Here is a 14,056-nt window from a genome sequence, read left to right as displayed (position 1 = left end):
GTCATGAGATATGCACTAATACTGACCCTTCTGGCGGGGCTGTGCCATACGTCTGTGCAGGCGCAAACAGATACCGCACGCGTACCGGCAGATACGGCACAGACAGAAGCGCCGAAAAAAACAACGTTTACACTTGGGGCGCTCTACGCCAACAATGCCAACTACTACGGGCAAACGGCTGCCACTCCCCTGCCCTATGTGGCCGCCAGTGGCGTTTTGCAGTTTCCGTTCGGCCTCTACTTCAGCGGAACAGCCTACCGGTTGCTGCATGACTCAGCCAATACAGTATCTGCCACCAGCGCCACTGCCGGGTTCAACTTCCCGATAGGAAAGAAGTTAACCGCCACAATAGCCTACAGTCATACCTTTTACCCGGGGTCTTCCCAGTTTCTACAGGCCGCAAACCCGGACAACGCTTCGGCTGAACTGAAATACCGGTATTGGATGACGACCGGTATCCAGGCAGATTACGCATTCGGTAAACAGGAAGACCTGTTTATAACGTTTAACACCGAAAAACAAATCACACTGGGCAGCATCATAAAAAACAAAGACGTTATCACGTTGACGCCAGCATTGGACATAGTGGCCGGTACGCAACGCTTTTATCAGTCCTATGTACAGGAAAAATATCTCCAGCTCAGTAAAATGGGACTGCCACTCCCCCTGCTGCCCGGCGTACCGGTCGGCCGGCAGACAGTCACCGAAGAAGCTTCCCGGTTTGACCTGCTGTCCTACAACCTCAAAATGCCGCTGGCCTACAACCGCGCGCACTACATGGTAGAAGTGGAATACCAGCTGTCCCTCCTGAGCGATAAGGCACTCACAGGCGCCGGCGAAACCCACTCATTTGTGAATTGCAGTTTTTACTATCAGTTCTGATATGAAGGTGTTAATCATCGAAGACGAAAAATCCATCGCCACGGAAATGGAGGCCTTTCTGAAAAAGGCATACCACTGTGACCTTGTGGCATCCGCCAGCCAGGCCCTTGTCCGGCTGGAAGACAATGCCTACGATTTTGTATTGCTGGACCTCGGCCTGCCGGACATGGACGGGCTACAGCTGCTGCAACGGGCACGGAAACTTTGCCCGGAAGCAGCCTATATCATTCTCACTGCCCGCGGACAACTGGAAGACCGCATCAAAGGCCTGGACCTCGGGGCAGATGACTATCTCCCTAAACCTTTTTCCCTGCTGGAACTGCAATCCCGCATGCAGGCCATTTCCCGGAGAAAGTACGGGTTGCAGGACGTACTGGTGCCGCTCGGCGACTTTAATGTGGACCTGCAAAAAAGAAATGTGTATTTCGAACAAACGGAGATCCCCCTCTCCCGTAAAGAGTTTGACCTGCTGAGTTACATGCTGTTGCATAAAAACAGGCCATTATCACGCATGCAGCTCAGCGACCATATATGGGGCGATCTGGCAGATGATGAATATGATTCTAACTATATTGATGTCCACATCAGGAACATCCGGAAGAAATTGTCGTCCTATGCAACCGTAGAATGGCTACAGACCATCCGGCACGTAGGTTATAAAATAAAAATCTGAGCGTGAAACTCTTTACCAAACTGACACTATTTATTACACTGTCAAAAATGGCGGTAGCATTGCTGTTCGTACTGTTGCTGCCGGTGTTGGTAGAAGATATCGCACATCAGTACAATGATTATTATCTGCGCGAACAAAAGAAAAAGGTGCTGCAGGTAATACAACAAAACGGCATCGACTCCTACCTCCAGGGAGAAGATACCTACGGCAGTTATACCATGCTCAAAGAAGAGTACATCTCACTGGAACCTGCCGGCAAAACCATCCTGCCAGACACCATCGCCACCCTTCAACGGGTAGTGGAAGGGGACACCCTGAGCTATCGCGTCCTTAGCCATATTCTGCAAGCCAATCACCGGTCCTTTCTTTTGGAAGTAGGCAGAAAAACAACTACCATCAACCAGTACAACCGTCCGCTACAACGGATGGCACTCTATGTGCTAGGTGGGCTCATTATCATCACCATCCTCATCGACCTTGTATTTACACGGCTGTTACTAAAACCACTGGGAGGCATTATCCAGACACGGCTGCTTCACCGGCGCTTCCCGTTCAAGGCACAGGCGCCACCTGTAAAGACATCTACGGCAGACTTTCAGTATCTCGACAACTCTCTCGTGGAACTGATGAACAAAATCAATGAAGCCTTTGAAAAAGAACGGGAGTTTACTTCGAACGCATCTCATGAACTGATGACGCCCATCAGCATCCTGCAAAGCAAAATGGAAAACCTCCTGGTAGAAAGGGAATCAGACGAAGCACTGCTGCATACCATACAGGGCATGATGAAAACCCTGAAGCGCCTGAAAAAAATTGTTCATTCCCTGCTGCTGATTTCACGCATAGAAAACGATCAGTTTCCTAAAAACGAGGCTTTCTCTCCCCGTCTGCTGGTAACAGAGGTCATGGAGGAGCTGGTCCATCGCCTGGAAGAGAAAAACCTCCGTTTTTCCATGCACCTCTCTTCACAAACCATCCTGCACCATCTCAATCATGACCTGATCTTTCAGTTAGTGTACAACCTGTTGCAGAATGCCATCAAATACAACCGGGAAAACGGCAGCATCGCGGTAACGGAAGAAATCCACCCCGACCATTATCTGCTGATCATCAGTGATACAGGTATTGGTATTTCCTCCCCGGAAGTAGATACCATCTTCCATCGTTTCCGGAAAATACAACGGGACACGACAGAAGGCTATGGGCTCGGCCTGGCGATCGCCCATACCATTGCGCAGTACCATCATATACAGATTAGCGTGGACACCGCCGTAGGCCGGGGTAGTACCTTTACCCTGCGCTTTCCGTTGTGATGCGGACCCGCATAACAACTATCACCCGATAAGATTATTATATCCACAGCGTAAAAATCATTTTTATCTCCTGGAAAATATATTTTGGTTTGTAACACAAACTATATTTATATTTGATTTAAAGTTGATGACTAAATGGAAACGACCGACAATCACCTGGAGCCGCTGCAAGGGCTGAAAATCATCACAGAAGCCATTTCCCAAACCAGGGAAAATGCGCGGGAGCACAGTTTTTTGTTCCTGCTATGGGGCTGGCTCATAGCAGCGGGTTGTATCCTGTTTTTTATTTTGAAGACGTTCACTTCATTTAAGCTGTTTTTCCTCCCCTTTCCGGTACTGGTAGCTACAGGCATTTTTCTTTCCTTCCGGCATTATCAGTCGCGGCCGGGAGCGGTACAGACCTATCTTGGTTTTTATCTGAAGAACCTCTGGCTGGTGCTGGGCATCAGTTTTATGGTGTCTGTGCTGATCAATGTGCTGCAACATAACCAGCCTTTTACCAGTAATATGCTGATTGGTGGCGCGGGTACGCTGGTAACAGGACTGGTATTACGTTTCCGGCCACTGATCAGCGGAGGTGTATTGTTTTTTATTTTGGCAGTGACCAGTATCTTTGTGCCTGAACAGTATGCCCCTTTGCTGCTGGGCGTGGCCGTACTGACCGGCTATCTGGCACCAGGGTATCTGCTTAAAAAGTCAACAGTATAAACAAATACGGATGTTCAATGATTTAGATCCCGTTTTAAATACACCGGTACGATTGGCCATTGTGTCCGTACTGATCAAATTAAAACAGGCCGATTTTGCTTATTTGATGGAAACCACCAATACTACGCAGGGCAACCTGAGCCATCAGATCAAAAAACTGAGTGAAGCAGCATATATCGAAGTGATTAAAACCTATAAGGGCAACTATCCGCATACCATCTGTAAACTTACCGCCAAAGGCCGTAAAGCTTTTGAGCAGTATGTAGACGATATTAAAAAATACCTGCACCTGTAAGGGTGTAGTCAACCGGTACGATGACCGGCTTTTTTTAAACTATTTTAGTTTGCAATACAAACTACATTAACAATACGATCACCATGAAAGGTAAAACCATATTGATCACCGGTGGTACTTCGGGGCTGGGTGCCGCCGCCGCCCGAGCCTTCGCCGCCATGGAGGCGCGGGTAATTTTTTGTGGCCGCCGCCTTGCTGAAGGATTACAATTGGAAACCAACATCCGTGCGGACGGTGGCGAAGCCACCTTCGTACAAGCCGATGTTACGAACGAGCAGGAAGTGGAACACCTCCTCAACGAAACATGCAGGCGGTACGGTCCGCCGGATGTTGCTTTTAACAATGCCGGCGCCAACCTATATACCGGTCCGCTGGAACAGATGACCAGCCGGCAGTTCTCCGATACGCTGGCAGTGAACCTCACAGGCATCTTCCACTCCCTCAAATATGAGATACTGGCTATGAAAGCCCACGGTGGCAGCATCATCAACACCGCCAGCACAGCGGGCGTGAAAGGCGTAGGTCAGGGCATCGCGGCGTACGTGGCCGCCAAACACGGCGTCATCGGCCTTACCAAAGCGACAGCGCTGGAACAGGCACGTCACAACATCCGTGTCAACGCGCTGGTGGTGAGCGCCATCAAGACGGAACAATGGTTGCAACGCATGGCCGCCAAACCCGGCATGCAGGAAAAAATAGCCGCCGCCATGCCCACCGGCAGGATATCTACGGTGGAAGACATCATCCCCCTTATCTTGTTTCTCGCATCAGAACAGTCCACATACATCACCGGCGCTGCTATCCCTGTCGATGGCGGCATCACCGCCGGATAAACGCTTAAATCAACACTATGCATCTTCTTTCGTTATGGACGGCCACCATCGCCGCCGCTGTCGTTTTCCTGGCAGGCTCCTGGGAGCGCATTTTCCGCATGCCACGCTGGTTTGCCGATCCCCCACGCTCCTTTGCCCTGATCACACCACAAACCAAACATTCCGCACGTTTCTGGATACCCGTGCAGCTGCTGTTCCTTGTTTCATTCATCACCGCACTGGCCACCAACTGGTTGCGGCCAGCAGTAAGGCCTTACCTGCTGACGGCGCTGGTTTGTTTCCTCGCTGTGACCATTCCTACGGCCACCTATTTCGTGAAAGAAATCCTCGCTTTCTCCAAAATGAATAACGACACGCCACGCACACCGGAACTGCTGAAAAGAAGCCGGCAATGGATACAATGGACCACCTCGCGGAACATCCTGCAGCTTATTTCGTTTATCCTGCTCGTGTGGGCATTGTACAACGAATACCATTAAACAGCAGACATGAAACGACTATGCATTTTCTTACTGACGCTACTTGCCTTACCTGCCAATGCCCAAACTAACCATCGCATGGATATTCAACAAATAAGACAACAGTTCGACCAGCTGGGAGACATCTACCCTTCCGATGAAACCGTAAAAATTGAAAGCACGACCATAGCAGGTGTGCGCTGCCACTGGTTTATACCAGTCAATGCTACCGTCGGTGAGCTCATCATACTGCTGCACGGCGGCTCCTATGCACTAGGCTCGCTACATTCACACCGGGCCATGACCAGCCACTTCGCCTCCACGCTCCGCCGCAAAATACTGCTGGTGGAATATGCGCTGGCGCCTGAACATCCGTTCCCCGCAGGCCGCAACGATGCCGAGAAAGTATACCGTCATATCGCTGCCGCCTATCCAGCCACCAGCATATTCCTGTTGGGCGACAGCGCTGGCGGCGGCATACTCGTCTCCGTCATGCACCAGTTATCCGGTACACCCGTCAAACAGCCCGCCGGTGTGGTGCTCATCTCTCCCTGGCTGGACCTCCGCTGCGAGAACGAATCATATGAGACACGCCGTGCCAACGACCCTATCCTCAGCAAAGAAGAGATGAAACGGTTTGCGGATTACTACGCACAAGGCAGGATTGAAGCCGCCAGCGCAGGCTTGCGCACCTTCAGCACCTTCCCTCCGGTACTGATACTGACAGGCTCACGGGAAGTACTATACGACGACAGTAAACATTTCTATGATCGCATCCGGACTGTTGCTCCCTTCGCCGATATGATCACCTTTGAAGGGCAGACACATGTATGGCCGCTGACAGCCATACAGTCGCCCGCCGCCATCAGCACACTGGAGAAAATCAGCGCCTTCATGGATGTTCATGGATAAATATTGGTTATCTTACAAATCATCAATTTGTACCTCATGGAAAACCAGACTGCGCTTCTCTCCGCCTCTATCTTGGTAAAAGCGCCCATCGAAAAAATATGGGAATACTGGACAGGGCCGGAACACATCATGCAATGGAACAATCCATCCACGGAATGGAAAACCACCTCCGTAGAAAATGACGTCCGCTCCGGCGGCAAATTCAGCTTCGTCATGGAAACAGCCAATGGCGGTGGCTTCACCTTCGCAGGCACCTATGACGAAGTGATACTCCATGAAAAACTCAGCTACGTCCTGTCCGACGGCAGAAGGACCATCGACCTGTTCAGCATTACACCGGAAGGCGTATCCATCACCGAGCTGTTTGATCCCGAAAAAGGTACGCCCGAAACTGAGCAACAGGCTTTCTGCGCAGGCGTGCTCGAACACTTCCGCCGGTATACAGAAAATCATTGAGTTCCACCCAACAACCAATAACAAACGGGGCTGCCCTACGGCCGTCCCGTTTGTTTTATATTCCCTATCTTCGCCGCAATGATCTGAAATTGTGCGTTAACGACATGAAATACAATATCAAGGGTAGAACATATACCTATATTGCCGGCATCAAAGACAATAACCCCGTCAGACTTAGTTTTGATCAGCTTTCCGTTCAAACGTTCCGCCTCAGCTTTGAGCCGTGGCACCAAAACGGCTATTGGGACCATACCTGCGTGCCGCATGTGCTCATGGACGGCGATACCGTTATTGCCAATGCCACCGTCAACGTCCTGCAGGTACGCTGGCAGGAAAAAGAGCAGACCTGGCTGCAGCTGGGCACAGTCATGACACATCCCGGCTACCGCCACCAGGGCCTTTCCCGGTGGCTGATGGATAAAATCTTCGAAGAGTGGGAAGGACAGTACGATGTGATGTTCCTTTTCGCCAATGAAAAAGTGCTTGACTTCTACCCGAAGTTCGGATTTGTGCCAGCCGGCGAATACCAGTATCATACCCGGCAGCTGGCGCCACAACCAGGAAAAGTACGTCAGCTGGATATGGGCGACGCGGCCGACCGCGCGCTGCTGCTCCAAAAATATGCACAGTCCAACCCGTTTGCCGCGCTCACCGTCACCAGTCCCGCCGGCCTGTTGATGTTCTACTGCACACAGTCCATGCAGTCATGCATCTATCACCTGGAGGATGTAGATATGGTAGCTGTGGTGGAACACGAAGATGGTGTAATGACCTGTCATGATATTTTCGGTGAGACCCATCAATCGTTGAGTGATATTTTGCCGGTGCTGATGGAAAAAAATACCCAACAAATAACGCTGGGCTTTACACCGAAAGATAACAGCGGCTTTACCATGCTGCCGTTGAAGACAGAAGACCTCACGCTGTTGGTACTGGAGAAAAACCTGCGTCTTTTCTCCGGTAATCAGCTGATGATTCCAACATTAGCACATACATAACATAATATCATATCCCACCGTAAAGAATCTGTTTTTATGAAGAAGCTGTTATTTTTTTTATTTGTTTGTATCTCCCATCAACTGTTTGCGCAGGATTTCCGGGACATGCGCAGCTGGTCGCTGTACATGAACGGCAGCGACACCGTGGACCGGTACGTTTTTGCCGACACCGCCTATGTCCGGGCATCCCCTGATACCAAACAAACGCCTGTGGACACGCTGCTGGCAGGTGACAATATCACCCTCACCGGCGTTGCCTCCCAAAGCCTGACCATCCGCGGCATCCAGGGACCGTGGCTGAAAATCGCCTATACCAAAAATGGCGAATACCGCAAAGGTTTCATCTGGCAGGGACTTGTGAGCTGCTCACCGATGCGCCGCGGCGATCTCAAATTTGTATACGGTATCGAACGCAGGGCCGACAGCATCGCGGTATCCGGCAATAAAAGAGATACCTTCCCCAAATACCTGGTACGCCTGAAAGTAGTGCAGAATGGCGTGCTGCTGGCGAAAGCCGCTCAGGTGATCGGCGACGATGAATCCGCCAATTTCAGTTATGGCAAAGTAATGAGCGGCATGGGCCTTACCAATGTGCAGCACATCGCCGTGCTCTCCTTCTCCGGTGAAGCCTGTGGTATCCCGACAGACGACTACTATTTCGCCTGGACCAAAGACGGCCAGCTGGTACAACTGCCCTCCAAAACCAATATCGGCGATGCCGATGCCTACTATCATAGCGAAGAGTTCACCTTCCCTAATGAAAAGAACGGACAGCCCGATATGATCGTGTGGAACATGGAAGAAGCCGAAGCCACCGACAAAGTGGACAAGGATGGCGCACATGTCATGAAAGTGACCGACAAAAAAAGTAAACGTTATATCTGGGACCCGGAAAACAAAAAAGTCACCGCGATAAAATAGTATCCATGGCCGAACACAAACCCGCACCCGATTTGTATGCACCTTTTGCCGTATACGACCAAGCCGCTTACTTTGCCAATGTCCACCCCGTGGAATGGCGCGCCCAGCTTCAGTCGTCCACCGGCGGCCGGCTGTTCAACATCAAATATTATGGTGAGCTGTACCGCTGGGAAGTAAAACAAACGCCACGGCATATCGAACATCACGAAAAACACTACGGCAAAAATTTCAATGGCCTCATCACCAATACCGATGAAGCGCCGGAGCTGATCTATGCCGTAGATATTCTTACCGGCGAAGAAATCCTGTTGTTCGACGGTGCCCGCCAGGGCCATGACAATTACTTCTGTAATGAATGGACGCCGGAACAGCTGAACAACAGGACTGCGGCGCTAACATATACCGATGCCGCCGGCAACAGCGTGTTTGAGATTGTATTGCACGCTTTCTTTAACATCGATTACGAAGATGAACTGGACACCTTCCTGAATGAAGAAGGTGAGCTCCGGCTGATCACCGGAGAAAAAACCGATCTGGCCTACCTGCAACGCAACGGCTTCGATGCTTTCGCCATCGACGCCTATAGCGAACAGGGAGAATTTGTATCCATCCACAGCGCCGAACTGGCCTGACACCTTAACCTGAAAAACAAAAAATCATGTCCGACAAAAAAATTTTCTTCGCAGAAGGAGAAAGCCCCGAAATGCTCGACGCTTATGCAAAAGCCCAGGCCACTTTTAAATATTTCTGGCGGGAACTTTCCTGGGAACATCGCCGTATTGTTCCCGGCCTGAACGTAGCCTGCGTAAAAGTGGCGTTCTCCCAGCAGTTTCCGGGGACTGACAAGCCAACAGTAGAACACATGTGGATCAACGATATTAATTTTGATGGCGATACCATCTACGGTATCCTGATCAACGACCCGAACGAGCTGACCAACGTGAACAATGGCGATGAAATCAGTGTACCGGTAAACCAGATCAGCGACTGGCTGTTTGCCATCAACGACCGTACCTACGGCGGCTTCACCATGCAGGCCATGCGCGCGGGTATGACCGAAGAGGAACGGCAGGAACATGATGAAGCCTGGGGCCTCGAATTCGGCGACTACAACCATGTGCTCATCGTCAACAAGCAGGAAGAAAATCCGGAGAATCTCATCGAACATCCGATGAGCAAAAACATGAAGCCCAGCTTTGTAGACTTCCTGAAACAGAACCCCGGAGAGCTGAACGCGACAGACGACGCCGGTTTTACATTACTGCATAAAGAATCCATTGCCGGCAATCTCAGCATCGTGGAAGTGTTGCTGGAACATGGCGCCGATACCTCAAAACAATCTAACGCCGGGAAAACAGCCCTGGACTATGCCAGACAATTGAACTGGGAACACCTGATTCCTGTATTGGAAGGAAAATAAATCTACAACGGCAGCAGTGTTATTGCTGCCGTTGTTTTATATGAACATCGCTTTATAATCCTGCGCAAACTGCTCAAAGCTAATTGCCGCCTGACCTGTCACCTCCGGCACCGCCTTGCTCACAATCACTGCTTCGTTCCTTGCATAATGCGCATAGTCCTCAATTAAGCCACCTACCTGCCATTCAGGGAATCCGGCAGCCCTCACCGCGCTTTCCATCTGTTCGGGGCTTACGTCAATAAACTTCACCGGTTTCCCCAGCACTTTGGTCAGTATGTCCGCCATCTGACAATGTGTGAGCGCTTCCCCGCCAGTGATATCATAGATCTTGTTTTCGTGCCCCGCTGTAGTAAGCGCACAGGCCGCCACCGCTGCGATATCGCGTACGTCCACCGCGCTGATGGCAGCATCTCCCACGGCGGCATAAAACTGTCCGTCTTTTTTGATGTAGTCCGCAAAGGCCAGGAGTCCCTGCATATACAGGTTGGGCCGGAGGAAGGTGTAAGCCATGCCCAGTTCTTTGATTTTGTTCTCCACGCGGGCATGGTAACGCAGAAAGCGGACAGGCGACTGTTCCGCCGCTGCAAACTGCGACAACTTAACGATGTGTTGCACCCCTGCAGCCTGTGCGGCTGCCACAAAATTCAGTTGCAACGCCTCTGCCTGTTCGGATGAATTTGTGAGCAGAAAGGCTTTATCTACGCCCTGCAGGGCTTCGCTGATGGCCGCAGCATCTGCCAGGTCAGCCTGGATGATCTCTGCCAGGGGAAGGCTTTTCAGGTAAGTACTATTATCTCCGTTGCGAACTATCGCTTTAAAAGGTACCTCGGCGACAGCCAGTTTCTTTACCAGTTGTGTCCCTACATTTCCGGTCGCGCCGGTGATCAGTATGGTAGCTTGTGTCATAAACTTATTTTTTTGTTTGATGACACAAAGATGCTTCGCCGCCACGGCCTGGAATTGTAAGAAAACGAAAACGCGAAAGCCAAAATTTTCGCCTGTCAGCAAAAAATAATTTGCGAAACCAATTAGTTGCACATATATTTGCAACCAAACGGTTGCCATATTAAAATCCTGCACATGAGAAGAGATATATTTCAGGCAGTAGCAGATCCTACAAGACGGGCCATCATGGTGCTTATCGCCATGCAGGCGCTGACACCCAACGCCATAGCGGCCCATTTTGACACCACCCGGCAGGCGGTATCGAAACACCTGAAAATCCTCGCGGAATGTGAACTGGTCAGCCAGGAGCACCGGGGCCGGGAGATCTATTACCAACTGGAACTGAAGAAAATGAAAGAGATAGACATCTGGCTGGAACAATTCCGCCGTATGTGGGAAGATCGTTTCAATCAACTTGACAATCTATTATCCAATTTAAATAAGCAACCATGAGCATCCACCTGCAATTTGATTTCCTGGTAGACAAGGACAAAAACACAATGACCATCCGCCGGGAGTTCCGGGCCAAACGCCAACTGGTATGGGACGCCTATACGAAAAGTGAACTGCTGGACAAGTGGTTTGCTCCCAAACCATTCACCACAAAAACCAAACACATGGACTTCCGGGAAGGTGGTTACTGGCTGTATGCCATGGTAGACCCTGAAGGCAAAGAATACTGGGGACGTACAGACTACCAGAAAATCCATCCGATTGACTATTACACCGCGCTGGACGCTTTCTGTGATGATAACGGCGATATCAACCCTGCACTGCCGCGCGCCAAATGGGACGTGCGTTTCCAGGACAAAGGCGAAAATGCGCTCGTGGAAACGGTCGTTTCCTATGCATCGCTCAACGACCTCGAAACCGTGATTAAGATGGGTATGGAAGAGGGCATGAAATTAACGCTTGAAAAACTGGATGAACTGCTGGAGTCCCAGGGCTAAAGCCCTGGGCTACGTTTAGCTTACATTTTAATTCAAGAAGCCCGGGCTTTCTGAAACTTACATTACAAGTTAAAAGAAACCCGGGCTTTGTGAAACTCGTATTATAACTTAAAAATTGATAGTGTATGACCAAAATTAGCGTTCAAACGATTGTGGCTTCAGACGCCCGGAAAGCCTGGCAGTATTACACCCAGCCGGAACATATCACCAAATGGAATTTTGCATCGGACGACTGGCATTGCCCCAGCGCCAGCAACGACTTAAGGATTGGCGGCAAATACAACGCACGCATGGAAGCCAAAGACGGCAGCTGGGGATTTGACTTTGAAGCCATCTACAGCAACATCGACAACGGCAAAAGCTTTACCTACGTGATGGGCGACGGCCGTGCTGCGGACGTTGTGTTTGAAGGCCAGGGAAACAATACAGCCGTTACCGTTACCTTCGACGCGGAAGATGAGAACCCGGCCGAGATGCAACAAGCCGGATGGCAGGCTATCCTGGACAACTACAAAAAATATACGGAAGCCAATTAACGGTTGTCATTCTTTTACCACGGACTTTCCTCTCCATCCCTGTCATTGCTGTAATACTTACCAGTCGGGCCATCTGCATCGAGTGTAGCGAAGCGGACTATTATTGCCGCGGCATCTTCCACGGTGCCGGTGCCTCTGTGTTCATTAAAATCCGTAGCGGTATATCCGGGGTCCACCACATTCACTTTAAAAGCAGTGTCGCGCAGTTCATAAGCCAGTGCGAGCGTCCAGGCATTGAGCGCTGTTTTAGACGGGCCATAGGCAGCGCCTTTGATGGGATAGTACATCCATGACGGATCACTGTGCAATGTGAGTGAAGCAAGGCCGGAAGTAACATTCACGATCCTGGGATGGGGAGCTTTCCGCAACAGGTCCATAAAGGTTTGGGTAACCTCAATGGCGCCGAAAAAATTAGTTTCAAAAACACTTCGTATAGTCGATATCGGTGCAGATGTGGGGAGTTGGGGAAAATCGCCCCTGATGCCTGCATTATTAATCAGCACATCGAGTTTGTCTGTGGTACGTCCTATCAGCTGGCGGGCCGCATGGATGGAGCCGGCATCAGTTACGTCCAACGGCACAACAGCGGTATTTTCCGACCCCAGCTGCGCAGCAGCCTCCTCTCCCCTTGCCACATCGCGGCTGCCGATGTATACAAAATAGCCCGCGTCCAGCAGTTGCCTGGCGGTTTCAAAGCCGATGCTTTTATTTGCTCCTGTAATGAGTACTGTCTTCATGGATGACCTATTTACATGTTAGACCGCAAAATTACTGGTATGCCTGTCGCCGCAACGGTACACTTTGCGGGATCAATGGTACATTTTCCGGGCGGCTGTCCGGAAGGCCAGCGGCGTCTGCTGACAGCCGCGTTTAAAGAAACGGTTAAAATAAGAGGCGTCTTCAAATCCCAGCGCAAACGCAATCTCCTTGATAGAACTGTCAGTATGGAAAAGCATGCGCCGGGCTTCCAGCAGCAGGCGGGCATGGATGTGTTCAATAGCCGACCGGCCGCTCTGCTCACGGACAACATCGCCCAGATGGCCGGCAGTAATATTCAATAACCCGGCATAAGCCGCCACTTCGTGATGTTGTGTGTAGTTTGATTCTATCAGGCCGAGGAATTTCGTCAGCAACTGACGTCCGGGCCGTTTTTCACTGGTGGTAAACTGTTGGGTATACAAACGGCTGAGATAAATCAGCAACACGTGCAGATAAGCCTGTAACATGGTACTGTGCCAGTCAGGCCGCTGTTCATATTCCTCCGCCATACGCATCATGATATCACGGACATACGCTACATCTTCCTTCTCCAACGGCATCTCATGGCCATTGTCCGGGTTCTGGATGACAGGCAGCTGCCTGATCTGCTGGTTAGCAGCCGCGGCCAGGAAGCCTTCGGTAAAATAAAGCACCATACCTTTCATCGGTTCCTGTTCTTCTTTCACATGTACCTGGTGCGGCGCTGTGAAATAAAAAGTGTCCGCCTTCAGCGTATAAGGGCGCATATCCACCCAATGGCGGCTGCTACCCTCCTCCACCAGCACCAGCATGTAAAAATCCTTACGGTGCGGCGATAGCAAAATGGACGGCATCTCCCTGGAATCCGCGCCTATCCGGCGAATGTCAAAAAGATTGTTCCGTCCACCGGACTGCTCCAGAGAGTATTTGGGAATAGAAGAAGCTCCTGAAATCATTTCTTAAAAATAAGCGAATATTGGTTAAAAGAGATTTTCTACCGTTAACCTGATTTCTGCTC

Annotated in this window: 19 protein-coding genes; 16 read left to right on the top strand and 3 right to left on the bottom strand. The window is 50.6% G+C overall.

Annotated features, from left to right (window positions below):
* The first annotated feature begins 3 nt into the window (after positions 1–3).
* From ACTJJS_RS09575 to ACTJJS_RS09515, 13 genes are all read left to right on the top strand, one after another.
* A complete protein-coding gene (locus ACTJJS_RS09575; protein WP_440663485.1) occupies positions 4–882 on the top strand; it encodes a hypothetical protein in 879 nt (292 codons plus the stop codon).
* A 1-nt stretch (position 883) separates the two neighbouring features.
* The gene (locus ACTJJS_RS09570) at positions 884–1,555 is read left to right on the top strand and encodes a response regulator transcription factor (protein ID WP_440663483.1); all 672 of its coding nucleotides are present in this window, start codon (positions 884–886) and stop codon (positions 1,553–1,555) included.
* Positions 1,556–1,557: 2 nt separating this feature from the next.
* A complete protein-coding gene (locus tag ACTJJS_RS09565) occupies positions 1,558–2,868 on the top strand; it encodes a sensor histidine kinase (protein WP_440663482.1) in 1,311 nt (436 codons plus the stop codon).
* A gap of 135 nt (positions 2,869–3,003) precedes the next feature.
* Positions 3,004–3,576 (top strand): hypothetical protein, encoded by a 573-nt coding sequence (locus ACTJJS_RS09560; protein WP_343744137.1) that lies wholly within the window; start codon positions 3,004–3,006, stop codon positions 3,574–3,576.
* A 10-nt stretch (positions 3,577–3,586) separates the two neighbouring features.
* A complete protein-coding gene (locus ACTJJS_RS09555) occupies positions 3,587–3,871 on the top strand; it encodes a winged helix-turn-helix domain-containing protein (RefSeq protein WP_168872711.1) in 285 nt (94 codons plus the stop codon).
* A gap of 83 nt (positions 3,872–3,954) precedes the next feature.
* On the top strand, positions 3,955–4,704 hold the full coding sequence (locus ACTJJS_RS09550; protein WP_440663481.1) for an SDR family NAD(P)-dependent oxidoreductase: 750 nt from the start codon (positions 3,955–3,957) through the stop codon (positions 4,702–4,704).
* A gap of 17 nt (positions 4,705–4,721) precedes the next feature.
* A complete protein-coding gene (locus tag ACTJJS_RS09545; RefSeq protein ID WP_440663480.1) occupies positions 4,722–5,183 on the top strand; it encodes a hypothetical protein in 462 nt (153 codons plus the stop codon).
* A gap of 9 nt (positions 5,184–5,192) precedes the next feature.
* Entirely contained in the window at positions 5,193–6,074 is an 882-nt protein-coding gene (locus tag ACTJJS_RS09540; protein WP_440663479.1) for an alpha/beta hydrolase fold domain-containing protein, read from the top strand.
* A 36-nt stretch (positions 6,075–6,110) separates the two neighbouring features.
* Positions 6,111–6,530 (top strand): SRPBCC domain-containing protein, encoded by a 420-nt coding sequence (locus ACTJJS_RS09535; RefSeq protein ID WP_440663478.1) that lies wholly within the window; start codon positions 6,111–6,113, stop codon positions 6,528–6,530.
* Between the two features lie 104 nt (positions 6,531–6,634).
* Positions 6,635–7,528: a GNAT family N-acetyltransferase gene (locus ACTJJS_RS09530; RefSeq protein ID WP_440663477.1), complete on the top strand. Its 894-nt coding sequence runs from the start codon at positions 6,635–6,637 to the stop codon at positions 7,526–7,528.
* Between the two features lie 36 nt (positions 7,529–7,564).
* Positions 7,565–8,449, top strand: a complete 885-nt coding sequence (locus ACTJJS_RS09525) for an SH3 domain-containing protein (RefSeq protein ID WP_440663476.1) — start codon at positions 7,565–7,567, stop codon at positions 8,447–8,449.
* A gap of 5 nt (positions 8,450–8,454) precedes the next feature.
* Positions 8,455–9,081: a hypothetical protein gene (locus tag ACTJJS_RS09520; RefSeq protein ID WP_440663475.1), complete on the top strand. Its 627-nt coding sequence runs from the start codon at positions 8,455–8,457 to the stop codon at positions 9,079–9,081.
* Positions 9,082–9,107: 26 nt separating this feature from the next.
* Positions 9,108–9,869 (top strand): DUF2314 domain-containing protein, encoded by a 762-nt coding sequence (locus ACTJJS_RS09515; RefSeq protein ID WP_440663474.1) that lies wholly within the window; start codon positions 9,108–9,110, stop codon positions 9,867–9,869.
* Positions 9,870–9,905: 36 nt separating this feature from the next.
* Here ACTJJS_RS09515 and ACTJJS_RS09510 read toward each other — a convergent pair whose 3' ends face one another.
* Complete coding sequence (locus tag ACTJJS_RS09510; RefSeq protein WP_440663473.1) at positions 9,906–10,775, bottom strand: SDR family oxidoreductase; 870 nt, start codon at positions 10,773–10,775, stop codon at positions 9,906–9,908.
* A gap of 174 nt (positions 10,776–10,949) precedes the next feature.
* On the opposite strand from ACTJJS_RS09510, the gene ACTJJS_RS09505 reads away from it, so the two are divergent.
* The 3 genes from ACTJJS_RS09505 (at position 10,950) to ACTJJS_RS09495 (ending at position 12,300) form a co-directional block, all read left to right on the top strand.
* The gene (locus ACTJJS_RS09505) at positions 10,950–11,267 is read left to right on the top strand and encodes an ArsR/SmtB family transcription factor (RefSeq protein ID WP_440663472.1); all 318 of its coding nucleotides are present in this window, start codon (positions 10,950–10,952) and stop codon (positions 11,265–11,267) included.
* The gene (locus ACTJJS_RS09500) at positions 11,264–11,764 is read left to right on the top strand and encodes an SRPBCC family protein (RefSeq protein ID WP_168872700.1); all 501 of its coding nucleotides are present in this window, start codon (positions 11,264–11,266) and stop codon (positions 11,762–11,764) included. Before ACTJJS_RS09505 ends, ACTJJS_RS09500 begins: the two co-directional genes overlap by 4 nt.
* A gap of 125 nt (positions 11,765–11,889) precedes the next feature.
* Positions 11,890–12,300, top strand: a complete 411-nt coding sequence (locus ACTJJS_RS09495) for an SRPBCC family protein (protein WP_440663471.1) — start codon at positions 11,890–11,892, stop codon at positions 12,298–12,300.
* Positions 12,301–12,314: 14 nt separating this feature from the next.
* Here the strand turns inward: ACTJJS_RS09495 and ACTJJS_RS09490 are convergent, their stop codons facing one another.
* Positions 12,315–13,037: an SDR family oxidoreductase gene (locus ACTJJS_RS09490; protein ID WP_440663470.1), complete on the bottom strand. Its 723-nt coding sequence runs from the start codon at positions 13,035–13,037 to the stop codon at positions 12,315–12,317.
* A 72-nt stretch (positions 13,038–13,109) separates the two neighbouring features.
* Positions 13,110–13,994, bottom strand: a complete 885-nt coding sequence (locus ACTJJS_RS09485; protein WP_440663469.1) for an AraC family transcriptional regulator — start codon at positions 13,992–13,994, stop codon at positions 13,110–13,112.
* Positions 13,995–14,056 lie beyond the last annotated feature (62 nt).

This window comes from Chitinophaga sp. 22308, assembly GCF_052045305.1.
In the GTDB taxonomy this organism is placed as follows: domain Bacteria; phylum Bacteroidota; class Bacteroidia; order Chitinophagales; family Chitinophagaceae; genus Chitinophaga; species Chitinophaga varians_A.
This window is presented reverse-complemented; position numbering and strand designations above follow the sequence as displayed.